Raw genomic sequence first — 26659 nt, forward strand, 5'->3', positions numbered from 1 at the left:
GCTTGCCGGCCAGTCCCCGCCGCCGTTCCGGCCCACCGCGAACACGCCGCGCGCGGGTCGAAAACGGCCCTTCCGGCCCCTATTGCCCGAGGCCCGCCGTCGGCAGCCCCGAAGGCAGCTTGCCGCCCTCGGCCTTGGTGTAGGTCTCCTCGCCCGATTTTCCGGACCAGGTGACCTTCATGCCGCTCTTGCTGACCGAGTCCACCATTCCGGTGACCCGGTCCTTGCTGCCGTCCGTGCAGGTGAGATGGATCATCCGCATCCCGGCCTCCTCGCCGGCGGACCCGCTGCACACGGCCCCCCCGGTCTCGAAGAGCCCGGCCTCCTTGCCGGTGACGACCAGCGCGACGATCTTGCCACCGCTCGTGGTGATCCAGCTGCCCTGCAGCTTGTCGGAGGAGGCCGTGGAGCCGTCCGAACCGCCCGTGGCGGTGGCGCCGGCGGACGACGTGCCGGACGGGGTGGCCGAGGAGTCGCCGCCGGACCCGCCGCCCCCGCTGCACGCGGTCAGCGCGAGCGCACCCGCCAGCCCCGCTGCGGCGGCCACGATCCGCAGAGCAGGCCGCCGGGCCGTCGGCGGCCGCGAGCAGGCCCCCGCCGCCACCGCCGAAGCGGTCCGCCCCGCAACGTTCCGCCCCACTGCCACGGGCGGGACCGAAGCCGTCGCCACGCCCGCCGTCCCCACGGCCGCCGTCGCCACGCCCGCCGTCCCCACGGCCGCCGTCGCCACGCCCGCCGTCTCCATGCCCGCCGTCTCCATACGCGTCGTAGTCGTACTCGCCGTAGCCGTGGTCACCGCAACGCTCCCGGGTTCTAGGGGGTCGGCCGCCCGGCCGCCCGGACGACAGCGGCAAGCTACCAGCACTCACCAGGAGGACTTGCGGACGCCGGGTAGGGATCCGCTGTGGGCCTGCCCGAGAGGTTGGGCCTGCCCGAGAGGGCACTGCCGCCGTACGGGACCACGCGGAAGATCGTCGCGCTCCTGCGGAACGTCGGTGCGGCCGGTGCGCGGGCGGTCGTACGACCGTGCACCGGCCTCGGTCGTGCCGCTTCCCCGGCGTCGTCGATGTGCCCGTCCTCCTCTACGACAGGTGGCGGATGGCGTCCCTCCGGTGGTCCGGTTCCGATCCGGCCGAACTTGCTCACCGGACCGTCACACACGCAGTGGAACACCAGGGCCGGGAGAAGCGTCTTTTCTTAGTGCATGAAGGATTCGATCCGGGCGATCCCGCGCAGATGGCGGCGCGGGATCATGGACGGGGGCTGGCGGTCGCATGTCCTGCGGAGTCTGGGGCAGACGCTGGAACGGGTTGAGTAAAGCGGGCGTCAAAGCTGTAACCGCAGGAACACCCCCCGTGCACGTGCATCTGCTCATGCATCTGCACGTGAACAAGGTTATGATCCGGGTCAGTTGACCGCTGCATCAATGGTCACATCAGCCAGTTAGTGCACCACCGGGGAGCGACCTGTGGACCTCGACGTTGACGGCGTGTACGGGGGGTTTGACGTGTACAACGGCATGGCTGCCACGCAGCTGGACGGAGTGGCCTGGCAGAAGAGCAGGCACAGCAACTCGCAGGGGTCCTGCGTGGAGTTCGCCCGGCTGCCGGGTGGCGACGTGGCGGTCCGCAACTCGCGCTTCCCGGACGGGCCCGCGCTCGTCTACACGCGCGCCGAGATCGAGGCGATGCTGCTCGGCGTCAAGGACGGCGAGTTCGACCACCTGATCACCAGCTGACGGCGGCCGTATCCGGGGCAACCCGGTGCGTTCGGTGCACAACGCCCGGGTAACGCGCGTAGAAACCCGGCGTCCGAAGACGCCGGGTCCGTCACTCGGCGGCCTGCAGCCGGAACAGCGCCCACACGACCTTGCCGCTGAGGGTGCCCGCCAGCGGGTGCCAGCCCCAGCCGTCGCTGAACGAGTCGACCAGGAACAGCCCGCGGCCGGACTCCGCGGAGAAGTCGTCGGAGTCGCGCGGGACGGGCGTCTCGTGGCTGGGGTCGCGCACCGCGCACACCAGCCGTCCGGTCCACCGCATCAGGTGCAGCCGCACCGCCGGCGCCTGGGGCGGCGCGAGACAGTCGGTCTCGCCGGGCACCGCGTGCCGCAGGGCGTTGGTGACGAGTTCCGAGACGACGAGACAGATGTCGTCGAAGCGGTCACCGACGTCCCACTGGCCGAGCGTTCTGCGGGTGAACAGCCGGGCCTCGCGCACCGCTTCGAAGCGGGCGGGCAGGGCACAGGAGGCGGCGTTGGACACGGCCGCGGGATCAAGCGGCGGAAGGCCCTGCCGTAATGGCTTGAGCATGGTCGATCCATTCGTCCCCATGCGAGGCACTCCCGGGAATTCGCGGTCGTTGCGATGCAGCGGTGGCGCGGGACCATGGTTTCGGATGCGTACAGCAGATGCAAGGGCAGATGCACGTGCACGCGACCGAATTGGACCCTCCCGTACCGCTTGTTGGCCATTTTTTCCGCCAACTTGCTGCCCTTGGCTTACTACCTGCTTGCAAGTTCCTGTGCTTAAACTTTGGCCGCTTGCCGTTTCCGTAACCGGACGAGTACTGCTCGAAGTGTTTTAGTGGCAGACTGCGGGCCCTGAAGACGGTTGGGGAGGCTGGCGAACGTGAGCGCGGGAGAGCCCGGATCGGTGGTGCGGCGAATGCTGCTCGGCTCGCAACTCAGGCGGCTGCGCGAGGCCCGGGGGATCACTCGCGAGGCCGCGGGGTACTCGATCCGCGCCTCCGAGTCGAAGATCAGTCGCATGGAGCTGGGCCGGGTGAGCTTCAAGACCAGGGACGTGGAAGACCTGCTGACGCTGTACGGCATCACCGACGAGGCCGAGCGCCAACAGCTGCTCTCCCTCGCCCGGGAGGCCAACGTGGCCGGCTGGTGGCACAGTTACTCCGACGTCCTGCCGAGCTGGTTCCCCACCTATGTCGGTCTGGAGGGCGCGGCACACCTGATCCGCGCCTACGAGGTGCAGTTCATCCACGGCTTGCTGCAGACCGAGGAGTACGCGCGCGCCGTGGTGCGCCGAGGTATGCGGGGGGCCGGCGAGGCCGACGTCGAACGGCGCGTCACACTGCGCCTGGAGCGGCAGAAGTACCTGGTGGCCGAAAACGCCCCCGACTTCCACATCGTCCTCGACGAGGCCGCCCTGCGCCGTCCCTACGGTGACCGCGAGGTGATGCGCGGCCAGCTCCAGCATCTCGTCGAGATCTCCGAACGGCCCAATGTCCGGCTGCAGATCATGCCGTTCAGTTTCGGCGGCCACTCCGGGGAGGGCGGTTCGTTCACCATCCTGAGCTTCCCCGAGTCGGACCTGTCCGACGTGGTCTACCTGGAGCAGCTCACCAGCGCCCTCTACCTCGACAAGCGCGAGGACGTCGCCCAGTACGAGCAGGCGCTCAAGGAACTCCAGCAGGACAGCCCGGGACCGGACGAGAGCCGGGACCTGCTGCGCGGGCTGCTCCAGCTCTCGTAGGGCGGCCCCTCTCCCGAGGCTTTCCCCAGAAGTTCGCTCTCCGTCCCCAACTGGCGTGTCACGCAAGTACGATGACGTGTGATCAGACCGTGATGTTGATCATGGCCGCTAGTGATTTGGGGATCACATGTCGTCGTACTTCACTGACCTGGCCCAGCAGTACATCGACGGTGAGTGGCGCCAGGGGACCGGTTCCTGGGACATCATCGACTTCAACCCGTACGACGGTGAGAAGCTCGCGTCGATCACCATAGCCGCGGTCGAGGAGATAGATCAGGCCTACCAGGCCGCCGCGCGCGCCCAGAAGCAGTGGGCCGCCACCAACCCCTACGCCCGCCGTGCCGTGTTCGAGAAGGCCCTGCGCCTGATCGAGGAGCGCGAGGCGGAGATCACCGAGGCGATCATCGCCGAGCTCGGTGGCACGCGTCTGAAGGCCGCCTTCGAGCTGCACCTCGCCAAGGAGTTCCTGCGCGAGTCGATCCAGTGGGCGCTGCGCCCCGAGGGCAGAATCCTGCCCTCACCGGTGGACGGCAAGGAGAACCGCGTCTACCGGATGCCGGTCGGCGTGGTGGGCGTGATCAGCCCCTTCAACTTCCCCTTCCTGCTCTCGATCAAGTCGGTCGCCCCGGCGCTCGCGCTCGGCAACGCCGTGGTCCTCAAGCCGCACCAGAACACCCCGATCGTCGGCGGCACCCTGGTCGCGAAGCTCTTCGAGGACGCGGGCCTGCCCGGCGGCCTGCTCAACGTCGTCGTCACCGACATCGCGGAGATCGGCGACGCCTTCATCGAGCACCCGGTCCCCAAGGTCATCTCCTTCACCGGCTCCGACAAGGTCGGCCGGCACGTCGCCACCGTCTGCGCCTCGCTCTTCAAGCGCTCGGTGCTCGAACTGGGCGGCAACAGCGCCCTGGTGGTCCTCGACGACGCCGACATCGACTACGCGGTCGACGCGGCGGTCTTCAGCCGGTACGTCCACCAGGGCCAGGTCTGCATGGCCGCGAACCGCGTCCTGGTCGACCGCTCGATCGCGGACGAGTTCACCGAGAAGTTCGTCGCCAAGGTCAGGACCCTCAAGGCCGGCGATCCGAACGACCCGGAGACCGTCATCGGCCCGCTGATCAACTCCCAGCAGGCGGAGTCGGTTTCGGCCACCGTCGAGCAGGCCGTCGCCGAGGGCGCCACCGCCCTGGTGCGCGGCTCGACCCACGACAACCTGGTCGAGCCCTCGGTCCTCACCGGCGTCCCCGCCGACTCCGACCTGCTCCGCCAGGAGGTCTTCGGCCCGGTCGCCTTCCTCATCCCGTTCGACGGCGAGGAGGAGGCCGTGCGCCTGGTCAACGACACCCCCTACGGCCTCAGCGGCGCGGTCCACACCGGGAACGTCGAACGGGGCGTGGCCTTCGCCAAGCAGATCGACACCGGGATGTTCCACGTCAACGACGGCACCGTCCACGACGAGCCCGTCGTCCCCTTCGGCGGCGAGAAGCACTCCGGGATCGGCCGCCTGAACGGCGAGACGACCGTGGAGTCCTTCACCACCCTGAAGTGGATCTCGGTGCAGCACGGCCGGAGCGGCTTCCCGTTCTAGCCGGCGGAGTTCGGCCACCCAGGCCCTTTAGGACGCGAGCTGTCCTAAAGGGCCCGTAGCTTCGGTCGTGTCAGGACAGCACACCCGAAAGGCGGCCGGCCATGGTCACTCACGTTCCCGCGGAAGCACAGGGCGACGAGCGCGGAGCACTGCTCTCCTTCATCGAGGAGCAGCGCGGCGGCATCCGCCGGGCGCTGCTCGGCCTGACCGACGAGCAGGCCGCGAGCAGGCCGAGCGCGAGCGAACTGTCCCTCGCGGGCCTGCTCAAGCACTGCGCGGAGGTCGAGCAGAGCTGGATCGCCCGCGCCAAGCAGGAGCCCGCGGCGATCCAGCGCGACCAGACGAACTGGCACGAGACCTTCCAGCTGGTCGGCGAGGAGACGGTGGCCTCGCAGCTGGCCTACTGGCAGGAGGTCGCGGCCGAGACGGAGAAGTTCATCCGCTCCGTCCCGAGCCTCGACGACACCTTCCCGCTCCCCGAGGCCCCCTGGTTCCCGAAGGGCAGCGTCTCCATGCGCTGGGTCTGCCTCCACCTGATCCGCGAGACCGCCCGGCACGCGGGCCACGCCGACATCATCCGCGAGTCCCTGGACGGGAAGACGGCCTTCGAGCTGGTGGCGCTGGAACAGGGCGCCTAGCCCCTAGTGGTGGAAGCTGGTGGCCGCGTCCTTGTCGCGGGTCAGGGGGTGCGGCTGCCGGCGCAGGCCGGGCAGCAGCCGGGACAGGTCGTCGACGAACAGGTCCGCCAGGTCCTTCGAGAAGCCGTTGCGGCACACCACCCGCAGCACGGACAGGTCCTCCCGGTTCGCCGGGAACGTGTACGCGGGCACCAGCCAGCCGTTCTCGCGCAGCCGCCGGGACACGTCGAAGACGTCGTACGAGGTCACGTGGTCGGCCGTGGTGAACGCGAACACGGGCAGCTCGTCGCCCCGGGTGAGGAGGCGGAAGTCGCCGAGCGCCTCGATGCGTTCGGCGAGCCCGGTCGCCACGTCCCGGGACACCTGCTGCACCGCGCGGTAGCCGTCCCGGCCCAGCCGCAGGAACGTGTAGTACTGCGCGACCACCTGGGCACCGGGGCGGGAGAAGTTGAGGGCGAAGGTGGGCATGTTGCCGCCCAGGTAGTTGACCCGGAAGACCAGCTCCTCGGGCAGTGCCTCCTTGTCCCGCCACAGCGCCCAGCCGACGCCCGGGTAGACCAGCCCGTACTTGTGCCCCGAGGTGTTGATCGACGCCACGCGCGGGAGCCGGAAGTCCCACACCAGGTCCTCGTCGAGGAAGGGTGCGATCATCCCGCCGGACGCGCCGTCCACGTGGACCGGGACGTCGATCCCGGTGCGCTCCTGGAGGGCGTCGAGCGCCGCGCAGAGGTCGGCGACCGGCTCGTAGGACCCGTCGAAGGTGGAGCCGAGGATCGCGACGACCCCGATGGTGTTCTCGTCGCAGAGGTCGGCGGCGGCCTGCGGGTCCAGGTGGTAGCGGTCGCCCTCCATGGGTACGAACCGCGGCTCCACCTCCCAGAAGTTGCAGAACTTCTCCCAGCAGACCTGGACGTTGATGCCCATGATCAGGTTCGGGCGGGCGCTGCCCGGATAGCGGTCGGTGTTGCGCTGCATCCAGCGCCGCTTGAGCGCCATCCCGGCCAGCATGCAGGCCTCGCTGGAGCCGGTCGTCGAACAGCCGATGGTGTTCGCCGGGTCCGGCGCGTTCCACAGGTCGGCGAGCATCGCCACACAGCGCCGCTCCAGCTCGGCGGTGCGTGGGTACTCGTCCTTGTCGATCATGTTCTTGTCGTCGCACTCCGTCATCAGGATCCCGGCCTGGGGCTCCATCCACGTGGTGACGAAAGTGGCCAGATTCAGCCGGGCGTTGCCGTCCAGCATCAGCTCGTCGTGCACCAGCTGGTAGGCGGTCGAGGGCGGCAGCGGGCCGTCCGGCAGCCGGTGCGTGGGCGGTGCCTCGGTCATGCCGGCGACCGGGTTCGCCTCACCGAAGAACGGGTTGACGGACATGGGTCGCTCTTGGTGCTTCTGGGGACCTTTGTGCAACGGCATGCGGAGTGCCTCCTGGACGACATGAGCGATATGGGCGGTATCAACAAGGACGTGAACGGCGCGCGGGAACCCGCCGGGATCAGCGCAGGGCGCTACCGTCCGCCCGCAACTGCATTCTCGGCCGCCCGGTCACCAGCAGCCACGCGGGCAGCGACGCGATGCACAGCAGCGCGACGACGCTCGCCGAGGCCACGAGCACCGCGGCCGTGAACAGGCTCACCCAGCCCTGCCGGGTGATCGCCAACAGCATGCCCAGCACGCCCGCCGCCACGCCCACCGAGGGCTGGACCGCGGGCACCAGGGCGTGGGCGCACAGCCCGAGGGCGGCGCCGATGAACACCGACGGAAAGATCCGGCCACCGCGGAACCCGCAGGCGGCGGCCACCAGCAGCGCGGCCAGCTTGACGACCGCCATCACGGCGAACTGTCCCGCCGACCAGCCCGCCGGGTCCTTCGCGAGCTCCTCGACCTCGTCCAGCCCCTTGAAGAGCGTCAGATGGCCGCCCAGCGCCCCCAGAAGGCCCAGCACGAGCCCGCCGACCGGAAGGGCCAGCATGGGGTGTCCGAGGCGCTGGAAGGCGCCGTGGACGGACGGGAAGGCATGGACGGCGCACATGCCGAGCAGCGCGGCCGCGGGGGCGATCACCAGGACCGCCACCAGATCGGGCCAGCGCGGGTGGCCTAGCGCGGGCAGACCGAGGTCCAGGGTGGGACGGGCCACCAGGGCGGTCGTCATCGAACCCGCCCCCGCGGCCATCAGCGGCCCGAAGAGGTTGTCCCACAGCGCCCCCTTCAGCGGTTTCCCGGCCAGCGCCTCGGAGATCACCAGGGCCGCCGCCACCGGCGTCCCGAACAGCGCGCCCAGCGTCGCCGCGTCGGCCAGCGCGGGCCACAGCGAGCCCGGCAGCCGGGGCATCGCGAGCCGCCCCAGCCACAGCGCGAGCCCGACGTTGACGGCGATGAGGGGGTTCTCCGGACCGAGGCTCGGCCCGCCCGCCAGCATCAGCACGGTCGCCAGCACCAGCCCCGGCAGCACGGCCGGCGGCAGCGCCACCGCCTCCAGGCCCAGGGTGGCCGGATCCGGCCCCGCGTGCCCCGGCACCAGCCACACCACCAGCCCCACCGCGATCCCGGTGGCCGTCAGCATCACCAGCATCCACGGCACCGAGTAGCGTCCGATGCCCAGCGCGTCCGGCAGGTTGTTCCACAGCACGTGCTGCAGCCGTTCGGCCAGCGAGCTCACCAGCAGGAACAGCAGGCTGCTGCCGACGCCGACGACGAGAGCGGGCAGGATCAGCGGCAGCAGGGCACGCGCGGGGGCCGAGGGCGGGGTGGGGAGCGCCTGCTGCGCGGTGTCCTGGGCCACGGGCTCACGATAAGCGGGCTGAACGGACATAACATCCGGAACTTCTCGGGCGGGGGCCGCGGAACGGGCTTGCACCTCACGTGACGTGAGGACCCAGGGTGGAGGGCGGAAAGGAGCGGAAGTGAACTACTCCGTAGGACAGGCCGCCGGGTTCGCCGGCGTCACCGTGCGCACCCTGCACCACTACGACGAGATCGGCCTGCTGGTGCCGGGCGAGCGCAGCGCCGCGGGGCACCGGCGCTACGGCGACGCCGACCTCGACCGGCTGCAGAAGATCCTGTTCTACCGGGAGCTCGGCTTCCCGCTCGACGAGGTCGCGGCCCTGCTCGACGACCCGGACGCGGACCCGCGCGCGCAGCTGCGCCGCCAGCATGACCTGCTGACCGCCCGGATCGAGAAGCTGCAGAAGATGGCCGCGGCCGTGGAGCACGCCATGGAGGCACGCAGGATGGGCATCAACCTCACCCCCGAGGAACGCTTCGAGGTCTTCGGCGACAACGACCCCGAGCAGTACGCCGAGGAGACCGAGCAGCGCTGGGGCGGCACCGAGTCCTACGCCGAGTCCCGGCGCCGCGCGGCCCGCTACACCAAGGCCGACTGGCAGCGCATGAAGGCCGAGGCCGACGACTGGGGCGCACGTTACGCCGCCCTGGTGACCGCCGCCGAGCCGCCGGCCGGTGAACGGGCCATGGACATGGCGGAGGAACACCGGCAGCACATCTCGGCCTGGTTCTACGACTGCCCGCCCGAGATGCACCGCTGCCTCGCCGCCATGTACGTCTCCGACGAGCGGTTCAGGGCCTTCTACGAAGCCATGGCCCCGGGCCTGGCCGCGCACCTGAAGCAGGCGATCGAGGCGAACGCGGACCGGCACACGGCCTGACCCGGCCCTGCTCCCTGTCGGTCCCCCCTCTGCCCCCGGTCCTCCCCCTTGCCCTACTCCCTGTCGATCACGACGGCGGTGCCGTACGCGCAGACCTCGGTCCCCGTGTCCGCCGCCTCGGTCACGTCGAACCGGAAGGCCAGCACGGCGTTGGCCCCACGCGCGCGTGCCTGCTCGATCAGCCGCTCCATGGCCTGGTTGCGGGTCTGGACGAGCGTTTTCGTCAGCCCCTTCAGCTCGCCGCCGATCATCGACTTCAGACCGGCGCCGATCTGACTGCCCAGGTGCCGGGAGCGCACGGTCAGCCCGAAGACCTCGCCGACGACCTCCCGCACCCGGTACCCGGGCACGTCGTTCGTGGTGACGACCAGCACATCGGCCTGCGGTCCCTGACCGCCGCCGTACTCTTCGATACCCATGTCCACAGCCATTCCCCAGGCCGGGCACAGTCCACCCAGGTTCCACCGGTGGAACCTGGGGCGGACACTTTACGTTGATAGGTTTGTGCGCCCGCACTAGGAACCCGACGTGCCTTCCCCCCTCAGGAGCCCGGAACCGTGACGACCGGAACCGCGATGACGCTCGCTCTCGGCCCGAGCTGGCTGGATCCGAACCAACTTCTCGACTCGTTCGGCATCTGGGGCCTGCTCCTGGTGGTCTTCGCCGAGTCCGGCCTCCTGATCGGCTTCTTCCTCCCGGGTGACTCACTCCTCTTCACCTGCGGCCTGCTGATCACCTCGAACCAGCTGAACTTCCCGCTCTGGGGCGCCATCGCCCTGATCTGCCTCGCCGCGATCCTCGGCGACCAGGCGGGCTACATGTTCGGCAAGAAGGTCGGCCCGTCGCTCTTCAACCGCCCGGACTCCCGCATCTTCAAGCAGGAGAACGTCACCAAGGCGCACGAGTTCTTCGAGAAGCACGGCCCCAAGTCCCTGATCCTGGCCCGCTTCGTGCCGGTGATCCGGACGTTCACGCCGATCATCGCCGGCGTCAGCGGCATGGCCTACCGCTCGTTCCTGACGTTCAACGTCATCGGCGGCGTCCTGTGGGGCGCCGGCGTCACCCTGCTCGGCTCCTGGCTCGGCAAGATCGAATTCGTCAAGAACAACATCGAGGCGATCCTGATCCTGATCGTCCTGGTCTCGGTGGTCCCGATCGTCATCGAGTTCCTGCGGGCCCGTGCGAAGGACAAGAAGGCGGCGGCACAGCAGCCGGAGCCGGTCCAGCAGTACCCGGCACCTCCGGTGATGGACGACGCGACGACCCAGCTCCGCCGCATCGAGCCGACGTACACCCCGCAGCCGCAGTACGGACAGCAGCCCCAGCCCCAGCAGCAGTACGGGTACGGGCAGCAGCAGCCCTACTACGACCAGCAGCAGCCGTACCACGACCAGCAGCAGCCCTACTACGACCAGAACGCCTACGGCCAGCAGCAGAACCCGTACACCGAGGACCACTACCGGGCTCCGTAAGCGGCAACGCCGTGTTTTGAGGGGCGCGGGGAACTGCGCGATCACCCGTGGGCGCTCAGAACCCCCTGGTCCGCTTCGCGGCCCGCCGCTTTCCGGCCGACCCCACCCGAAGGGTCAGCCGGGAGATTTCCGAGCCCAGGTTGACCCCGATGGCGATGGCCATGGCGAGCGACGCCGCCTTGGCCAGCGACACCAGCCCCTTGTCGACCTCGTTCTGAGCCATCGACAGCAGCCCGAAATAGGTCGCCGACCCCGGCAGCAGCGGCCCGATCGCCGCCGTCGTGTACGGCAGCGCGGAGGCGAACCGGTACCGCGACAGCAGCTGCCCGAACAACCCCACCAGGCCGGCCGCCACCGCCGTGGAGGCGACCGGCGAGATCCTCCCGGCGTCGTGCATCGCGCCGTAGACGCACCACGCGACACCGCCGTTGAGGGTCACCGCCAGCACGGTGGATCGTTCCTGCTGGAGCAGGACGGCGAAGGTCAGCGACAGCACCATCGACGCGGCGATCTGCAGCAGCGGCCGTTCGGAGCCGACCAGCGCCGCGTCGGGATTGAGCCGGCCGCCCAGCTTCACGCCGAAGTACAGGACGGTCAGCACCCCGATGACGATGCCGACGAAGAAGTACATGACCTCCAGAAGGCGCGCGGAGGCGGTGATGTAGAAGCCGGTGAGCCCGTCCTGGACGCCCGCCACCAGGGCACGTCCGGGCAGCAGCGCGAAGAGTCCACCGGTGACGACGGCGGACGCCGCGACGTCGACGTGGACGAGCGAGAAGGCGACCCCGATCGCGGCCGGCGGCATCGCGGCGATCATGAACTGGTAGAACTCCGGCAGCCCCCGCCCCGCGCACAGCCACGCCAGCCGGTCACCCAGCATCGCGCCGATCGCGGCCGCCACGAACACCAGCAGATCACCGCCGACCAGCACGGAGGCGGCCCCGGCCAGCAGCCCGCTCGCGGCGGTCAGCGCCCAGCCGGGGTAGGGGTGCCGGTTGCGGCGGATCTCCGCGAGCCGCCGGTAGGCCTCCTCCAGGGAGACATGGGTCTCGGGGTCGGTGAGGTCGTCGACGAGACGGAAGACGGCGGACAGGCGCGTGTAGTCGGTCCCGCGCCGCCGCACCGTCCGGGACGCGGTCACCGGGTCGTCGACGAGCGAGGGCTGGTACGAGATCGCCAGCAGCGTGAAGGTGACACCCGGCTCGCACCGGTCCAGCCCGTACGACCGGCAGACCGCGAACATCGCGGCCTCCACGTCCTCCGCGCCCTCACCGCCCGCCAGCAGCAACTCCCCGATACGCAGGGTCAGGTCGAGCACACGCGGGACGGCGGGGGCACCCTCCTCGGGCTTCTGCACCGGCTCCACGGCGGGCCGCTCGGCCACCGGCATGCGCAGCATCGTGCGCATCCGGTCCTGCCAGGGCGCGTCCTTGACGAGGCTGACCGCGGGGAACCCGGAGGCGGGCGTGAAGGCGGGCGGGGCGTCTTGGGCGCTGTAGGTGCTCGGCAGGCTGAACGCCGACCCCTCCGGCTCGGCGGCCGCCGGCTGCGGCGCCGCGAGCCCCTTCGGTACCGCGAACTCGGACGTCGTCTCCGGCTCACCGCCGCCGCCCTCGGGGACCTCGATGCCCTGAGGGACGGCGAACTCGGATGTCAGTTCCGGGTCGTACCGCGCCTCGTCCGACCTGGGCTTGCGGTCCTCCGCCTCCGTCACCTTCGCAACGCTCCCTGAACGACAACCTCACCTGAGCCTCAGTATGCGCATGACCGCTCCGGGGACACGAAAAACGGGCCCCACGCGTGCGTGCGGCCCGTTTCCCGGTGCTGTCCCCGGACGGTCTCAGTGACCGCCGGTCTCCTTGAAGCGCTTGTAGGACCGCTCGATCTCCGCCTCGGCGTCGGTGCGGCCGACCCAGTTGGCGCCCTCGACGGACTTGCCGGGCTCCAGGTCCTTGTAGACCTCGAAGAAGTGCTGGATCTCCAGACGGTCGAACTCCGACACGTGGTGGATGTCGCGCAGGTGCTCCACGCGCGGGTCGGTCGCCGGGACGCACAGCAGCTTGTCGTCGCCGCCGGCCTCGTCCGTCATCCGGAACATGCCGATCGCGCGGCACTTGATCAGGCAGCCCGGGAAGGTCGGCTCGTCCAGGATGACCAGCGCGTCCAGCGGGTCGCCGTCCTCGCCGAGGGTGTTCTCGACGAAGCCGTAGTCGGTCGGGTAGGCGGTCGAGGTGAAGAGACGACGGTCGAGGCGGATCCGACCGGTCTCGTGGTCCACCTCGTACTTGTTCCGCGAACCCTTCGGGATCTCGATCGTGACGTCGAACTCCACCGGTGGCTCCTCCATGATCAACACATAGTTCTGATGGTTAAGTGTCCCCCACGCAGGTGTGTGATCGCGAAAGGGGCTGGTGGTCGTGCCAGAGCTGAGGCCTTGGCAGTCCGCGAAACCGCGTGTGCGGAAGATCGCGGCCGCCGTACGACCGCGCCTGGCACGCCTGGTGACCGCCACGAAACCGCAGGTCACGCGGTTGCGGCGAGCGATGGGACCGCGGCTCGCCCGTGTCGCGCGCATGACGGGACCCCGGCTTGCCACCCTGGTCCGCCCCTCTCGACCTCGGCCCCGGACGACCAGGACCTGGCAGTACACCGTGGGCGCCGCCACGGCGGGGCTCGCGCTGGCCGCCGGTGCGGTGACCGCGGCGGGCCCCTGGGACGCCGACGGTCAGCGTACGGCCGAGCGGGACCGGGCCGCCGCCCTGGAGCGGACGGGTGGCACAGATCACGGCTCCGGTGCGGACTCCGTCACAGCCGACGGCGTGCCGGGCCCCGCGCCCAGCGCCGGGCCCGTCCTGACGGGGCTGGACGGCGCCACGAACACCGTGAAGTCGGCGCCCGCCGGAAAGTCCGTCGGCATCTCCGGAACGGCCGTCACGAGCCTCCTGGGGCCCCTCCTGAAGGCTCCGGCGCTCGGCAGCACCCGTACCGCCGTGGTCGTCGACGTGGCCACCGGCAGCCGCCTGTACGGCTCCGGTGCCGACACCGCCCTCACCCCCGCCTCCACCACCAAGATCGCCACCGCCGTCGCCGCCCTCTCCGCCCTGGGCCCCGACCACCGCATCACCACGCGCGTGGTCCTGGAACCCGGCACCAGGGAGGTCGTCCTGGTCGGCGGCGGCGACCCCACCCTGACCGCGCACAAGGACGCGGCCGGCTGGGCCAGCCTGCGCACCCTCGCCACCGAGACGGCGAAGGCGCTGACCGCGCGGGGCATCAGGCAGATCACCCTCTCGTACGACACCACGCTCTACTCCGGCCCGGACCTGCACGTCATCGGCGTCAACGAGAACCTCGCGCGCGTGAGCCCCCTGACGGCCGACGAGGGCCGCACCAACGACTCCGTCGAGGGACCGGTGACCAGGGTCGGCGACCCGGCGGCGGACGCGGCACGGAAGTTCGCGGGCTTCCTCGCGGACGCCGGCATCAAGGCCTCGTCACCCGGCACCTCCAAGGCGAGCAGCCGGGCCGAGCCCCTCGCCGCCGTCTCCTCACCGCCGCTGTCCTCGATCGTCGAACGCATGCTGACCAACAGCGACAACGACATCGCCGAGGCCCTGGCCCGCCAGACGGCGCTGGCCGGCGGCAGACCGGCCGGCTTCGACGGGGGAGCGGCCGCGATCGAGGCCCAGCTGACCAAGCTGGGCCTGCCGATGACCGGCGCCTCCTTCCACGACGGCAGCGGCCTCAACCGCGACGACCGGCTGACCGCGAACCTCCTCACGGCCCTCCTCGTCAAGGCCGCCGACGTGGACCAGCCTGGCCTGCGCGCGGTCCTCACGGGCCTCCCCGTCGCCCACTTCACCGGCACCCTCACCGCCCGTTACACGGACGGGGCGGCAGGCGTCGTACGCGCCAAGACCGGCACCCTGACCGGCGTCAACACCCTCGCGGGCACCGTCGTCGACAAGGACGGGCGCCTCCTGGCCTTCGCCTTCCTCACCGCGAACACGACCAACCCGGTGGCGGCTCAGGCGGCCCTGGACAAGACGGCGACGGCACTGGCGGGGCTGTAACCACGGCCTGCCGCCCGTGGCCAACATGGCCTGCCGCCTGCCGCCTGCCGCCTGCCGCCTGCCGCGCCGCCCGCCGGCAGCCGCACTACCGGACCGCCGTACCGCCGGACCGCGTACCGCCGTACCGCCTGCCGCGCCGCCCGCTGGCAGCCGTACCGCCGTACCGCCGTACCGCCTGCCGCGCCGCCCGCTGGCAGCCGTACCGCCGTACCGCCGTACCGCCGGGGCGCCGGGGCGCGGCCGCTGCTCGACTGCCGTGGGCAGGCGTTCCGCAGGGCGGAACGGGTGGGCACGGGCGACAGTGCCGGGCACCGGGGAACAACCCCCGCCCCTGCCGACGCAAGCCCCCAGCCCCACCCCACCGCACAAGTCACGCCAACCACACCAACCCCCACGGCCTGCCCCAAGCGGTAGCGCTAACGTACGGTTGACGCATGACGAGCATCGGTGGCGCTGCTTCATCTGGGATGGTCGACTGGAATCTCGCGGTGGCGACCGCGACCCGGCTCGTGCGGCCGGGCCCCGAGGTGAGCCGCGACGAGGCCCGGGCCATCGTCGCGGAACTGCGGCGGCACGCGAAGGCCTCGGAGGAACACGTCCGGGGCTTCACTCGTATGGGGACCGACGACATCCACGACACCCCCGTTCTGGTGGTCGACAGGCCCGGCTGGGTGAAGGCGAACGTCGCCGGTTTCCGCGAACTCCTCAAGCCGCTGCTCGAGAAGATGCAGGAGCGGCGCTCCGGCACCCCCGGCGGCGCGGTCCTCGGCGCGGTCGGCGGCAAGGTCACCGGCGTGGAACTCGGCATGCTGCTGTCGTTCCTGTCGTCCCGGGTCCTCGGCCAGTACGAGACCTTCGCCCCCTCCTCCCGCGACCTCCCGGCGGACGAGAACGGCGGCGGCCGGCTGCTGCTCGTCGCCCCGAACATCGTCCACGTGGAACGCGAACTCGACGTGCAGCCCCACGACTTCCGCCTGTGGGTGTGCCTGCACGAGGAGACGCACCGCACCCAGTTCACGGCGGTGCCCTGGCTGCGCGCCCATCTGGAGGGCGAGATCCAGTCGTTCCTGTCGGAGACCGACGTCGACCCGATGACCGTGCTCGAACGCATCAGGGACGCCGCCCAGTCCCTCGCAGGGAGCCGCCCCGAGGCCGAGGAGGACGACGGCGGACGCTCGTTCGTGGAACTGGTGCAGACCCCCGCCCAGCGCGAGATCCTCGGCCGCCTCACCGCCGTCATGTCCCTCCTGGAGGGCCACGCCGACTTCGTCATGGACGGCGTCGGGCCCGCGGTCGTGCCGACCGTCGCCGAGATCCGCGAGAAGTTCCAGCAGCGGCGCGCCAAGGGCGCCTCCCGGCTCGACACGACCCTGCGCAAGCTGCTCGGCCTGGATGCCAAACTCCGTCAGTACCGGGACGGCGAACGGTTCGTGCGGGCCGTCGTCGAGCAGGTCGGCATGGACGGCTTCAACCGGGTGTGGACCTCCCCGAACACCCTGCCGACCAAGGCGGAGATCGCCAAACCCGCGGACTGGGTCGCGCGGGTGCACCGCAAGGCCGAGTCGTGAGCCAGTGGACCCGTGGTGAACGGAAACCGGCCGACGGCAGGCGAACGCCCCTCCAATCACCCGTCCGAGGGACCGTGAGCGATGGGTAGGCGTGCGATGCTCGGGGAACGGCCCGTTTCTGTCACCATCGACACACTCTGAGTGACCGATCTCGGGTTCACCCCCCGAAAACTTCATGAAGGGAACCGGACATGGGTCCCCATCCTGCGGTCGCGGCGATACGCCTGGCGGTCCGCCGCGTCCTCCACGACATCCTCACCGACGACAGCCGCCACAGCCGCACCACCGGTGAGCGCACCGGCGGTCGGATCGGCGTGCGCCTCGCGCGCCCCGCCGGCGGCCTCCCCGAGGCCCCGGAGATCCCGGAGCAGACCCCGAACGAGCGGCCCCCCTCCCCGCTCGTCCTCGTCGCGTGCTCCGGCGGCGCCGACTCCATGGCGCTCGCCTCCGCCCTCGCCTTCGAGGCCCCCAAACTCGGCATCCGGGCGGGCGGCATCACCGTCGACCACGGCCTGCAGCCCGGCTCCGACCTGCGCGCCGAGGAGGTCGTCCTGCGGCTGCGGGAACTCGGCCTCGACCCCGTCGAGTCCATCACCGTGACCGTCGGCCGCGACGGCGGACCCGAAGCCGCCGCCCGCGACGCCCGCTACGCCGCCCTGGACGCCGCACTCGAACGGCACGGGGGCGCCGCGATCCTGCTCGGCCACACCAGGGACGACCAGGCCGAAACCGTCCTGCTCGGCCTCGCCCGCGGCTCCGGCATCCGCTCCCTGTCCGGAATGGCCGCGGTCTCGGGGGCCGGCGGCCGTTACCGCCGCCCGTTCCTCCAGCTGGACCGGCAGACCGCCCGCAAGGCCTGCATGGTCCAGGCCCTGCCCGTCTGGGACGACCCGCACAACACGGACCCGGCCTACACCCGCTCCCGGCTCCGCCACGAGGGCCTGCCCGCCCTGGAGAAAGCCCTCGGCAAGGGCGTCGTCGAGGCGCTCGCCCGCACCGCCCAGCTCTCCCGCGACGACGCCGACGCCCTCGACACCTGGGCCAGCCAGGCCGAGGCCTCCGTACGGGACGCCACGGGCCAGCTGGAGTGCGCCAAGCTCTACGCGCTGCCCCCCGCGGTCCGCCGCCGGATCCTGCGCCGGGCGGCCATCCAGGCGGGTGCACCGGCCGGTTCCCTGTTCGCCCGGCACATCGAGGAAGTCGACCGCCTCATCACCGGATGGCGAGGCCAGGGGGCCATCAATCTCCCCGGCAAAGTCGTCGCCCAGCGCCAGGGTGGCAGACTGGTGATTCGGCAAGGCTGAATCCCGACCTCACGGAGAGCTCCCCTGAGCTCCTCCCCGAGGCCGGGTAGGCCGGTGGGACGACCGACCGAAAGTGATGCGGGTGGACGCGAAAGACATGGGTGCCGACCTCCAGCAGGTGCTCATCACCAAGGAAGAGATCGACGCGAAGCTGGCCGAGCTGGCCGCGAAGATCGACGCGGAGTACGCGGGCAAGGACCTGCTCATCGTCGGCGTCCTCAAGGGCGCCGTGATGGTCATGGCGGACCTCGCCCGGGCGCTGTCCACCCCCGTCACCATGGACTGGATGGCCGTGTCCTCGTACGGCGCGGGCACCCAGTCCTCCGGTGTGGTGCGGATCCTCAAGGACCTCGACACCGACATCAAGGGCCGGCACGTCCTGATCGTCGAGGACATCATCGACTCGGGCCTGACCCTCTCCTGGCTGATCAACAACCTCGGCTCCCGCGAGCCCGAGACGCTGAAGATCTGCACCCTGCTGCGCAAGCCGGACGCGGCCAAGGTCGCGATCGACGTCGAGTGGGTCGGCTTCGACATCCCCAACGAGTTCGTCGTCGGCTACGGCCTCGACTACGCCGAGAAGTACCGCAACCTCCCGTTCGTCGGTACGCTCGCGCCTCACGTCTACGGCGGCTGAACCCCGGCTGATACGCCGCAGGGTCCAGTTGCGTAAGACGATCGGGAACCCCAGCGGGTTTCGCGCCGTTGGAGCATGCAGAGACGCGTTTCACCAGTCGTCCGCGCAGCTTCGTGCGGCTTCGGGCCACAATGCTGGGGTACCGTCAGAAGAACTGTCTTATCAAACTCACTATGGCAGGAGGGACGGGGCGACACCGCTCCGTATGGATGGACGTGAAGCGATACTTCCGTGGGCCGGTCATGTGGATCGTGCTGGCCGTCCTTGCCGTGGTCGTGTTGATGCAGGTCGTCGGCTCGTCCGGCGGCTACAAGACGGTGGACACCGGCCAGGTCGTGGCGGCGATCAATGACAACAAGGTGGAATCGGCCAAGCTGACCACCGGCGACGAGCAGACCATCAAGGTCACGCTCAAGAACGGCGAGAAGGTCGACGGCAGCTCGAAGATCCAGGCGAGCTACATCGGCGACCAGGGCGTGGCCCTCGCCAACACGCTGCAGACCAAGTACCAGGACAAGCAGATCACCGACGGCTACACCGTCGCGCCGACCAAGCAGAACGCCTTCGTCAGCGTCCTGCTCTCCCTGCTGCCCTTCGTCCTCATCGTGGTCGTCTTCCTGTTCCTGATGAACCAGATGCAGGGCGGCGGCTCCCGGGTCATGAACTTCGGCAAGTCCAAGGCGAAGCTCATCACCAAGGACACCCCGAAGACGACCTTCGCGGACGTCGCGGGCTGCGACGAGGCCGTCGAGGAACTCCACGAGATCAAGGAGTTCCTGCAGGAGCCGGCCAAGTTCCAGGCCGTCGGCGCCAAGATCCCCAAGGGCGTGCTCCTCTACGGCCGTCCCGGCACCGGCAAGACGCTCCTCGCGCGTGCCGTCGCCGGCGAGGCAGGGGTTCCCTTCTACTCGATCTCCGGTTCCGACTTCGTCGAGATGTTCGTCGGTGTCGGTGCCTCCCGGGTCCGTGACCTCTTCGAGCAGGCCAAGGCGAACGCCCCGGCGATCGTCTTCGTCGACGAGATCGACGCGGTCGGCCGCCACCGCGGCGCCGGCCTCGGCGGCGGTCACGACGAGCGCGAGCAGACGCTGAACCAGCTGCTCGTCGAGATGGACGGCTTCGACGTCAAGGGCGGCGTGATCCTCATCGCCGCGACGAACCGGCCCGACATCCTCGACCCGGCGCTGCTGCGCCCCGGCCGCTTCGACCGCCAGATCGCGGTCGACCCGCCGGACCTGCAGGGTCGCCTGGAGATCCTCAAGGTCCACCAGAAGGGCAAGCCGGTCGCGCCCGACGTCGACCTCGCGGCGGTCGCCCGCCGTACCCCGGGCTTCACCGGCGCCGACCTGTCGAACGTGCTGAACGAGGCGGCGCTGCTCACGGCCCGCAGCGACCGCAAGCTCATCGACAACCAGATGCTCGACGAGGCGATCGACCGCGTGGTCGCGGGCCCGCAGAAGCGGACCCGGATCATGTCGGACAAGGAGAAGAAGATCACCGCGTACCACGAGGGCGGCCACGCCCTGGTCGCGGCGGCCTCACCGAACTCCGACCCGGTCCACAAGATCACCATCCTGTCCCGCGGCCGCGCCCTCGGCTACACGATGGTCCTGCCGGACGAGGACAAGTACTCGACCACGCGCAACGAGATGCTCGACCAGCTCGCCTACATGCTGGGCGGCCGCGCGGCCGAGGAACTGGTCTTCCACGACCCGACCACCGGCGCTGCCAACGACATCGAGAAGGCCACGGCCACCGCCCGCGCGATGGTCACGCAGTACGGCATGACCGAGCGTCTCGGCGCGATCAAGTTCGGCGGCGACAACACCGAGCCCTTCCTCGGCCGTGAGATGTCCCACCAGCGCGACTACTCGGAAGAGGTCGCCGCCCTGGTGGACGAGGAAGTCAAGAAGCTGATCGAGAACGCGCACAACGAGGCCTGGGAGATCCTGGTCGAGAACCGCGACGTCCTCGACAACCTGGTGCTCCAGCTCCTGGAGAAGGAGACCCTGGGCAAGGAGGAGATCGCCGAGATCTTCTCCGCCATCGTCAAGCGCCCGGCCCGGCCCGCCTGGACCGGCTCCTCCCGCCGCACGCCGTCCACCCGCCCGCCGGTGCTCTCCCCGAAGGAGCTCGCACTGACCAACGGGGCCAACGGCGCCACCCCGGCGATCAGCACCGCCAAGGCCACGGCGGCCGAATCCGCCCCCGGGGTCGAGAAGGCTCCCGAGGACCGCCCCGAGAGCTGACTCACACCGGCCTCACCTGGCTCGGAATGGATGCCGCGCCCCCCAGGACCTAGCCTGGGGGGCGCGGCATTTCCGTAATGCCTGTACATGAGGCGCGTGATCCACATGTGCCCACCCTGAGGAACGAGGCACCCCAGATGACCGACCCCGTGACCCTGGACGGCGAAGGCACCATCGGCGAGTTCGACGAGAAGCGCGCCGAGAACGCCGTACGCGAACTCCTCATCGCGGTCGGCGAGGACCCGGACCGCGAGGGCCTGCGGGAGACTCCGGCGCGGGTGGCGCGGGCCTACAAGGAGATCTTCGCGGGGCTGTGGCAGAAGCCCGAGGGCGTCCTGACCACCACGTTCGACATCGGGCACGACGAGATGGTGCTCGTGAAGGACATCGAGGTCTACAGCACATGTGAACACCATCTGGTCCCGTTCCACGGCGTCGCCCACGTCGGGTACATCCCGTCGGTGACCGGGAAGATCACCGGGCTGTCCAAACTGGCCCGGCTGGTCGACGTCTACGCCCGCCGCCCGCAGGTGCAGGAACGTCTCACTACGCAGATCGCGGACTCGCTGATGCAGATCCTGGAGCCACGGGGCGTCATCGTGGTCGTCGAGTGCGAGCACATGTGCATGTCGATGCGGGGGATCCGCAAGCCCGGCGCGAAGACCATAACGTCGGCGGTCCGCGGCCAGCTGCGGGACGCGGCCACCCGGAACGAGGCGATGAGCCTCATCATGGCTCGCTGACGGCTGCCCTGCCCGGGGTCACGCCACCGGCTCGGCCCCGGTGTGGTTGTCGTCGTCGTCCTCCGGGAGCTTGCACACCCGTTCCAGGAAGATGGCCGCTGCTATGACGGCGATGCCGGCGACGACCGAGAAGGCCGCGTAAAGGGCCTGGTCACGGCGGGTGGGGAGGTCGAGGAGTTCGAGGAGGAAGACGCCGGTGCCGCCGTACATGCCGGCGACGAGCGCGGCGACGAGGGCACTGGCCTGGCCGAAGACGACGGCGCGGGCCGCCATCAGGGGGTCGACACCCTTGGCGCCGGGGCGGCGCTCGCGCTGGGCCTTGAGGCGGGCGCGCAACGAGAGCGCGGTGGAGAGCAGGACCACGGCGATCAGGGCGAGGACGATCGGGGCGGCCACCGGCACGCTCGGCAGGGTCCCCACCGCGTTCCAGAGGCGGGCGGCCGCCCAGGACAGCACTCCGGCCACGACGAAGACGCCGGCCAGCACCCTGATCCGCAGCTCTTTCACTGTTTTCCTTCAGCTCCCCCGCAGCGATGTGGTCGTCTCGACCTTAACGACTACTCGGGCAGTCGGAGTTCCAGGTCCCCGCGCGCTTCCACACCGTGCCGGGTGACGGCGGCCAGGAGGTCCGCGACCGTGCCGCGGCCGGGCAGCAGGGCCTCGGGGTCGACGTCGTACCAGGGCGCGAGCACGAAGGCGCGCTCGTGGGCGCGCGGGTGCGGGAGGGTGAGGTGCGGGTCGTCGGAGACGACGTCGGCGTAGGCGACGATGTCGACGTCGAGGGTGCGCGGGCCCCAGTGCTCGTCCCGTACCCGGTTGAACGCCTCCTCGACGGCGTGTGCCCGCTCCAGCAGGGAGGACGGCGGGAGGGTGGTCTTCAGCACCACGATCGCGTTGTAGTACGTCGGCTGGCTGCCGGGCTCGACGCCCCACGGCTCCGTCTCGTACACCGGCGACACGGCCTTGATGCGGACGCCGGGGGTGTCCTCCAGGGCGTCGACGGCGCCCTGGAGGGTCTCCAGGCGGTTGCCGAGGTTGGAGCCGAGGGCGACCACGGCGCGTTTGGGGTTGGACAGGGTCGTGTCGGCGGCGTCGACCTGCTCGACGACGGAGGCGGGCACCGGCTGGACGGTCGGGTCGCTCGGGCCCCGCAGGGAGGATGCGGTCATACTCGGCTCCGGGTGATGGTGACGGTGACGTCGTCGAAGGGGACGGTGATGGGCGCGTCCGGCTTGTGGACCTGGACCTCGACCTCTCTTACCCCCTCGTGCTTGAGGCAGACCTGGGCGATCCGCTCGGCGAGCGTCTCGATCAGGTTCACCGGTTCCCCCTCGACCACGGCGACGACCTCCTCGGCCACGATGCCGTAGTGCACGGTCTTCGTCAGGTCGTCGTCGGCCGCCGCCGGACGGGTGTCCAGCCCGAGGGCGAGGTCCACGATGAAGGTCTGGCCCTCCTCGCGCTCCTTCGGGAAGACACCGTGGTGCCCGCGGGCCCTCAGGCCGCGCAGCGCGACACGATCCACGCGAATCACTCCTGCAATCGTCGGTGTGCGGCCGGACCGCATCGCGTGCGGGCGATGGACCGGCCTCACACGAATCTACCTGCGGGCACCGACAGAGCCGGGATACGGGGCGTGGGGTTCTTCGGGGTGCGGCAGGGTTCATCGGGTGTTTCCCCCGGAGAACCCGGTGGCTCACGGGCCGGTGGCCGTCCCTACTCGCGAGTTCGTGATTCCAGCCACTTCTTGGTCCGCCAGGGGATGTCCCGCGCTCAGGAGGGCGTGTCGTCCTCTTCGTCCTCGTCGGTCTCGGCCAGCACCGGGGAGGCGTGGTGGGACCAGAGCTTCCAGCCGTCCCGGGTGCGCCGGAACACGTTCGTGGCGACGACCAGCTGTCCGACCAGCGGGCCGAGTTCCTGGCCGCCCTCGGGGGCGGGGCCGCCGCTGAGGATGTTCTCCGTGCAGGTCACCAGGGCGGTGTCGCCGGTGACGGAGACGTGCACGTCGGTGAGGAAGAACTGGATGTAGTCGGTGTTCGCCATGATCAGCGCGTACGACCGCAGGACCTCGCCCCGGCCGGTGAGCACCGGCCAGCCCGGATGCACGCAGGAGATCACGCCACTGTCGGCGGGGTCGTGGTACTCCTCGTCGACGCCCAGGTCGGCGGGGGTGAGCCAGAGGCCGGAGACCGCCTCGAAGTCGCCGTTCTCCAGGGCCTCGTAGAAGGCGGTGTTGGCGGCCTCGACCTGCTCGACGTCGGTATGGGGGGCGCTCACCGGGCTCCTTCGCCCGGCGCGTCGGTTCCGGTGCGCGCTCCCTCTATTGCACGCGCGACCCGTACCGCGTCGGCCGTGGCGCGTACCTCGTGCACGCGCACCGCCCATGCGCCGGCGTGCGCCGCGAGCGCGGAGACGGCGGCCGTCGCGGCGTCGCGCTCCCGGGCCGGCGGGGGCGCTCCTTCGGGTCCGGCCAGGACCCGGCCGAGGAACCGCTTGCGGGAGGCGGCGACGAGGAGGGGGTGGCCCAGGGCGTGCAGCCGGTCGAGACGGGCGAGCAGGGCCAGGTCGTGCTCGGAGTTCTTGGAGAAGCCGAGGCCGGGGTCGACGACGATCCGGTCGGGGGAGACGCCGCCGGCCAGGACGGCGTCCACGCGCGCGTGGAGCTCGTCGAGGACCTCGCCGACGACGTCGTCGTACACGCCCTTGACGTTGCCGCCCGCCAGGAAGCCGCGCCAGTGCATGACGACGAAGGGGGCGCCGGAGTCGGCGACGACGGGGATCATGTCGGGGTCGGCGAGGCCGCCGCTGACGTCGTTGACGAGGGCGGCGCCGGCGGCGAGGGCCTGCCGGGCGACGGAGGCGCGCATGGTGTCGACGGAGACGACGACGCCTTCGGAGGCGAGGCCGCGGACGACGGGGACGACCCGGCGCAGTTCCTCGTCCTCGTCGACGCGGGTGGCGCCCGGGCGGGTGGACTCGCCGCCGACGTCGACCAGGTCGGCGCCCTGGGCGCCGAGGTCGAGGCCGTGCTTGACGGCGGCGGTCGTGTCGAACCAGCGGCCGCCGTCGGAGAAGGAGTCGGGGGTGACGTTCACGACCCCCATGACCGCGCACCGGTCCCATGCCGGAAGGCCTGCCACCTGGCCACGTCCGCTGTGGTTGCTCATACGTTCAGCGTAGGCCCAGGGCCCTGTGGCCAGCCCCGTGGCCCGAGCGGCGCCCTCAGGGCTGGAGGGGGCGGGCGTCCGCTCGGGCCGGTCAGGGGGTCAGGCCGCCCGTACACCCTGTTCGGCGATGCTGTGGGCGCAGGGGCGGGGAGTGGGCGCCTGGCGGCGCAGGAAGCGGGGCAGCGGGAGGGCGAGGCTGACGAAGCCCTCGGCCTGCATGGCGGCGAGGCCGATGCGCGGGAGGTCGCCGGAGGCCCGGTAGACCACGAAGCGCGGCTCCCAGCGGGGCTGGAACTTGGCGTTGAACTTGTACAGCGACTCGATCTGGAACCAGCGGGAGAGGAACACCAGCAGTCCGCGCCAGGCGCGCAGCACCGGTCCGGCGCCGATCTTCTCGCCGCGGGCGAGCGCCGAGCGGAACATCGCGAAGTTGAGCGAGATCCGGGTGATGCCGAGCTTCGGGGCCGCCTGGAGGGCGGCCACGATGAGCAGTTCGTTCATGCCGGGGTCGGCGGAGCGGTCGCGGCGCATCAGGTCGAGGGAGACGCCGTCGGTGCCCCAGGGCACGAAGTGCAGGATCGCCTTGAGGTCGCCGTACTGGCCGGGCGTCTCGTCCGCCTTGTGGGCGGTGGCGATCAGGCAGTCACCGTCGGCGGCGTCGCCGATGCGGCCGAGCGCCATGGAGAAGCCACGCTCGGTGTCGGTGCCGCGCCAGTCCTCGGCAGCCCGGCGGATGCGGTCGAGTTCGGCCTCGCCGAGGTCACGGATGCGCCGTACCCGGGTTTCGTAGCCGGCCCGCTCGATGCGCTTGACCATCTGGCGCACGTTGCGCATCGCGCGTCCGGCGAGCGAGAAATCCGCCACGTCCACCACCGCCTCGTCGCCCAGTTCGAGGGCGTCCAGGCCGGTCTCGCGGGTCCACACCTCGCCGCCCGTCTCCGAGCAGCCCATGACGGCGGGGGTCCAGGAGTGGGCCTTGGCCTCGTCCATGAAGCGTTCGATGGCGCCGGGCCAGGCCTCGACGTCGCCGATCGGGTCGCCGCTGGCGAGCATCACGCCGGAGACGACGCGGTAGGTGACCGCCGCCTTGCCGCTGGGGGAGAAGACGACCGCCTTGTCGCGGCGGAGCGCGAAGTGGCCGAGGGAGTCGCGGGCGCCGTGCTTCTCCAGGAGGGCGCGCAGCTGGGTCTCGTCCTCCTCGGTGAGGTGGGCGGCGGGGTGTTCGGGGCGGAAGGCGAGGTAGATGGTGGTGACCGCGGTGATCAGGCCGAGGGCGCCGAGGGAGAAGGCGACCGTCCAGGAGGTGGAGCCCTCGTAGTCGACGGGGCCCTCGAAGCCGAACAGGCCGTACAGGACGTGGGTGATGCGGTCGGCCAGGCTGGGGTCGCCGATGGTGCGCTTGGGGTGCGCGCTGACGATGACCAGGCCGAGCGCGAGCGAACCGGCGCTCATGAGGACGAAGTTGGCGAGCGCGCGCCACCTGCTGCGCGGGTCGGGCAGCGCCTTGAACTCGTCACGATGGATCACGAGCGGCACGAACAGGGCCAGCGAGATCAGCGCGCCGATGACCGAGTGCCGGTACACGAACTGGGAGACCGCACCGGCCGGCAGCAGAGCGACCGCGGCCCGCCAGGCCCGGCGCTTGCGCCGCTTGAGCCCGTGCGCGAGCAGCAGCAACAGCACGCCGACGCTGAGCGAGAGCGCCGCGGCGAACGGGCCGAGCGAGCCCGGCAGCACCTCGGCGATGGCGTGCATACGGCTGTGACGGAAGCGCGGGAACACGCCCGCGGCGATGTCCAGGACGCCCACGACCGCGCACGCCCTGCCGACCAGGGCGGGGACGGCCTCGGGGCGCGGGCCACGGACTATGCGCCGCGCCCGGCCTGATCGGCTCGGAACCTCGCCCGACATTTCCCCATCTATCCTGACAGACATCGCATCCCGTAGTTCTGCGAGAGACCTTGGATCCGGGCCCGATTCGGGCATCCGGCGACATTGCGCCCTCTAGGACGGTGTCTCGGGGGGAGAGGTTCACTCCCCACCGGAAAGCCGGTTCAAAGGCCAGGGAAA

General features: G+C 70.6%; 25 protein-coding genes. 12 read left to right on the top strand and 13 right to left on the bottom strand.

What is annotated here, in order from left to right; translation table 11 throughout:
- Positions 1–79 precede the first annotated feature (79 nt).
- On the bottom strand, positions 80–556 hold the full coding sequence (locus ACZ63F_RS39765; RefSeq protein WP_469718735.1) for a hypothetical protein: 477 nt from the start codon (positions 554–556) through the stop codon (positions 80–82).
- Between the two features lie 912 nt (positions 557–1468).
- On the opposite strand from ACZ63F_RS39765, the gene ACZ63F_RS39770 reads away from it, so the two are divergent.
- A complete protein-coding gene (locus ACZ63F_RS39770; RefSeq protein ID WP_177232996.1) occupies positions 1469–1738 on the top strand; it encodes a DUF397 domain-containing protein in 270 nt (89 codons plus the stop codon).
- Between the two features lie 91 nt (positions 1739–1829).
- Here ACZ63F_RS39770 and ACZ63F_RS39775 read toward each other — a convergent pair whose 3' ends face one another.
- Complete coding sequence (locus tag ACZ63F_RS39775) at positions 1830–2309, bottom strand: ATP-binding protein (protein WP_469718639.1); 480 nt, start codon at positions 2307–2309, stop codon at positions 1830–1832.
- A 354-nt stretch (positions 2310–2663) separates the two neighbouring features.
- On the opposite strand from ACZ63F_RS39775, the gene ACZ63F_RS39780 reads away from it, so the two are divergent.
- The 3 genes from ACZ63F_RS39780 (at position 2664) to ACZ63F_RS39790 (ending at position 5714) form a co-directional block, all read left to right on the top strand.
- Positions 2664–3488: a helix-turn-helix domain-containing protein gene (locus ACZ63F_RS39780; protein WP_469718737.1), complete on the top strand. Its 825-nt coding sequence runs from the start codon at positions 2664–2666 to the stop codon at positions 3486–3488.
- A gap of 127 nt (positions 3489–3615) precedes the next feature.
- Positions 3616–5076: an aldehyde dehydrogenase family protein gene (locus ACZ63F_RS39785; RefSeq protein WP_469718641.1), complete on the top strand. Its 1461-nt coding sequence runs from the start codon at positions 3616–3618 to the stop codon at positions 5074–5076.
- Between the two features lie 101 nt (positions 5077–5177).
- Positions 5178–5714 (top strand): DinB family protein, encoded by a 537-nt coding sequence (locus ACZ63F_RS39790; protein WP_469718642.1) that lies wholly within the window; start codon positions 5178–5180, stop codon positions 5712–5714.
- 3 nt (positions 5715–5717) lie between these two features.
- Here the strand turns inward: ACZ63F_RS39790 and ACZ63F_RS39795 are convergent, their stop codons facing one another.
- Both ACZ63F_RS39795 and ACZ63F_RS39800 read right to left on the bottom strand, forming a co-directional pair.
- Complete coding sequence (locus tag ACZ63F_RS39795) at positions 5718–7127, bottom strand: glutamate decarboxylase (protein ID WP_469718644.1); 1410 nt, start codon at positions 7125–7127, stop codon at positions 5718–5720.
- 79 nt (positions 7128–7206) lie between these two features.
- Positions 7207–8493 (bottom strand): ion channel protein, encoded by a 1287-nt coding sequence (locus tag ACZ63F_RS39800; RefSeq protein ID WP_469718646.1) that lies wholly within the window; start codon positions 8491–8493, stop codon positions 7207–7209.
- Positions 8494–8614: 121 nt separating this feature from the next.
- Between ACZ63F_RS39800 and ACZ63F_RS39805 the strand changes: the two genes are divergently transcribed.
- Entirely contained in the window at positions 8615–9376 is a 762-nt protein-coding gene (locus ACZ63F_RS39805) for a MerR family transcriptional regulator (protein WP_469718648.1), read from the top strand.
- Positions 9377–9429: 53 nt separating this feature from the next.
- Here ACZ63F_RS39805 and ACZ63F_RS39810 read toward each other — a convergent pair whose 3' ends face one another.
- Positions 9430–9795, bottom strand: a complete 366-nt coding sequence (locus ACZ63F_RS39810; RefSeq protein WP_093508133.1) for a YbjQ family protein — start codon at positions 9793–9795, stop codon at positions 9430–9432.
- Positions 9796–9951: 156 nt separating this feature from the next.
- On the opposite strand from ACZ63F_RS39810, the gene ACZ63F_RS39815 reads away from it, so the two are divergent.
- Complete coding sequence (locus ACZ63F_RS39815; RefSeq protein ID WP_469718739.1) at positions 9952–10848, top strand: DedA family protein; 897 nt, start codon at positions 9952–9954, stop codon at positions 10846–10848.
- Between the two features lie 55 nt (positions 10849–10903).
- On the opposite strand, the gene ACZ63F_RS39820 is transcribed toward ACZ63F_RS39815, so the two are convergent.
- Positions 10904–12562: a threonine/serine exporter family protein gene (locus ACZ63F_RS39820; RefSeq protein ID WP_469718650.1), complete on the bottom strand. Its 1659-nt coding sequence runs from the start codon at positions 12560–12562 to the stop codon at positions 10904–10906.
- Positions 12563–12688: 126 nt separating this feature from the next.
- Positions 12689–13180 (bottom strand): inorganic diphosphatase, encoded by a 492-nt coding sequence (locus ACZ63F_RS39825; RefSeq protein ID WP_018547987.1) that lies wholly within the window; start codon positions 13178–13180, stop codon positions 12689–12691.
- A gap of 241 nt (positions 13181–13421) precedes the next feature.
- Here ACZ63F_RS39825 and dacB point away from each other — a divergent pair, with 241 nt between their 5' ends.
- The 6 genes from dacB to folE all read left to right on the top strand — a co-directional run bounded on the left by dacB (position 13422) and on the right by folE (position 21422).
- Positions 13422–14921, top strand: coding sequence for a D-alanyl-D-alanine carboxypeptidase/D-alanyl-D-alanine endopeptidase (dacB, locus tag ACZ63F_RS39830; protein WP_469718651.1), 1500 nt, complete (start codon positions 13422–13424; stop codon positions 14919–14921).
- 434 nt (positions 14922–15355) lie between these two features.
- Positions 15356–16489 (top strand): zinc-dependent metalloprotease, encoded by a 1134-nt coding sequence (locus tag ACZ63F_RS39835; protein ID WP_469718653.1) that lies wholly within the window; start codon positions 15356–15358, stop codon positions 16487–16489.
- A 191-nt stretch (positions 16490–16680) separates the two neighbouring features.
- Entirely contained in the window at positions 16681–17793 is a 1113-nt protein-coding gene (gene tilS / locus ACZ63F_RS39840) for a tRNA lysidine(34) synthetase TilS (RefSeq protein WP_469718655.1), read from the top strand.
- Between the two features lie 76 nt (positions 17794–17869).
- The gene (gene hpt / locus ACZ63F_RS39845) at positions 17870–18430 is read left to right on the top strand and encodes a hypoxanthine phosphoribosyltransferase (protein ID WP_093500061.1); all 561 of its coding nucleotides are present in this window, start codon (positions 17870–17872) and stop codon (positions 18428–18430) included.
- Between the two features lie 209 nt (positions 18431–18639).
- On the top strand, positions 18640–20679 hold the full coding sequence (gene ftsH / locus ACZ63F_RS39850) for an ATP-dependent zinc metalloprotease FtsH (RefSeq protein ID WP_469718657.1): 2040 nt from the start codon (positions 18640–18642) through the stop codon (positions 20677–20679).
- A gap of 137 nt (positions 20680–20816) precedes the next feature.
- The gene (gene folE / locus ACZ63F_RS39855; protein WP_469718659.1) at positions 20817–21422 is read left to right on the top strand and encodes a GTP cyclohydrolase I FolE; all 606 of its coding nucleotides are present in this window, start codon (positions 20817–20819) and stop codon (positions 21420–21422) included.
- An 18-nt stretch (positions 21423–21440) separates the two neighbouring features.
- On the opposite strand, the gene ACZ63F_RS39860 is transcribed toward folE, so the two are convergent.
- The 6 genes from ACZ63F_RS39860 to ACZ63F_RS39885 all read right to left on the bottom strand — a co-directional run bounded on the left by ACZ63F_RS39860 (position 21441) and on the right by ACZ63F_RS39885 (position 26500).
- Complete coding sequence (locus ACZ63F_RS39860; protein WP_469718661.1) at positions 21441–21929, bottom strand: DUF3180 domain-containing protein; 489 nt, start codon at positions 21927–21929, stop codon at positions 21441–21443.
- Between the two features lie 50 nt (positions 21930–21979).
- On the bottom strand, positions 21980–22591 hold the full coding sequence (gene folK, locus ACZ63F_RS39865) for a 2-amino-4-hydroxy-6-hydroxymethyldihydropteridine diphosphokinase (protein ID WP_382729317.1): 612 nt from the start codon (positions 22589–22591) through the stop codon (positions 21980–21982).
- Positions 22588–22947: a dihydroneopterin aldolase gene (gene folB / locus ACZ63F_RS39870; protein ID WP_093500050.1), complete on the bottom strand. Its 360-nt coding sequence runs from the start codon at positions 22945–22947 to the stop codon at positions 22588–22590. Before folB ends, folK begins: the two co-directional genes overlap by 4 nt.
- Before the next feature lie 248 nt (positions 22948–23195).
- Complete coding sequence (locus ACZ63F_RS39875) at positions 23196–23699, bottom strand: nuclear transport factor 2 family protein (protein ID WP_352363523.1); 504 nt, start codon at positions 23697–23699, stop codon at positions 23196–23198.
- Positions 23696–24589 carry a dihydropteroate synthase gene (gene folP / locus ACZ63F_RS39880; RefSeq protein WP_469718663.1) on the bottom strand — a complete coding sequence of 298 codons (894 nt, stop codon included), beginning with the start codon at positions 24587–24589 and terminating at the stop codon, positions 23696–23698. Before folP ends, ACZ63F_RS39875 begins: the two co-directional genes overlap by 4 nt.
- A 99-nt stretch (positions 24590–24688) precedes the next feature.
- Entirely contained in the window at positions 24689–26500 is a 1812-nt protein-coding gene (locus ACZ63F_RS39885) for a phosphatidylglycerol lysyltransferase domain-containing protein (RefSeq protein WP_469718665.1), read from the bottom strand.
- Between the last annotated feature and the right edge of the window lie 159 nt (positions 26501–26659).

Source organism: Streptomyces sp. NPDC104761 (assembly GCF_055583445.1).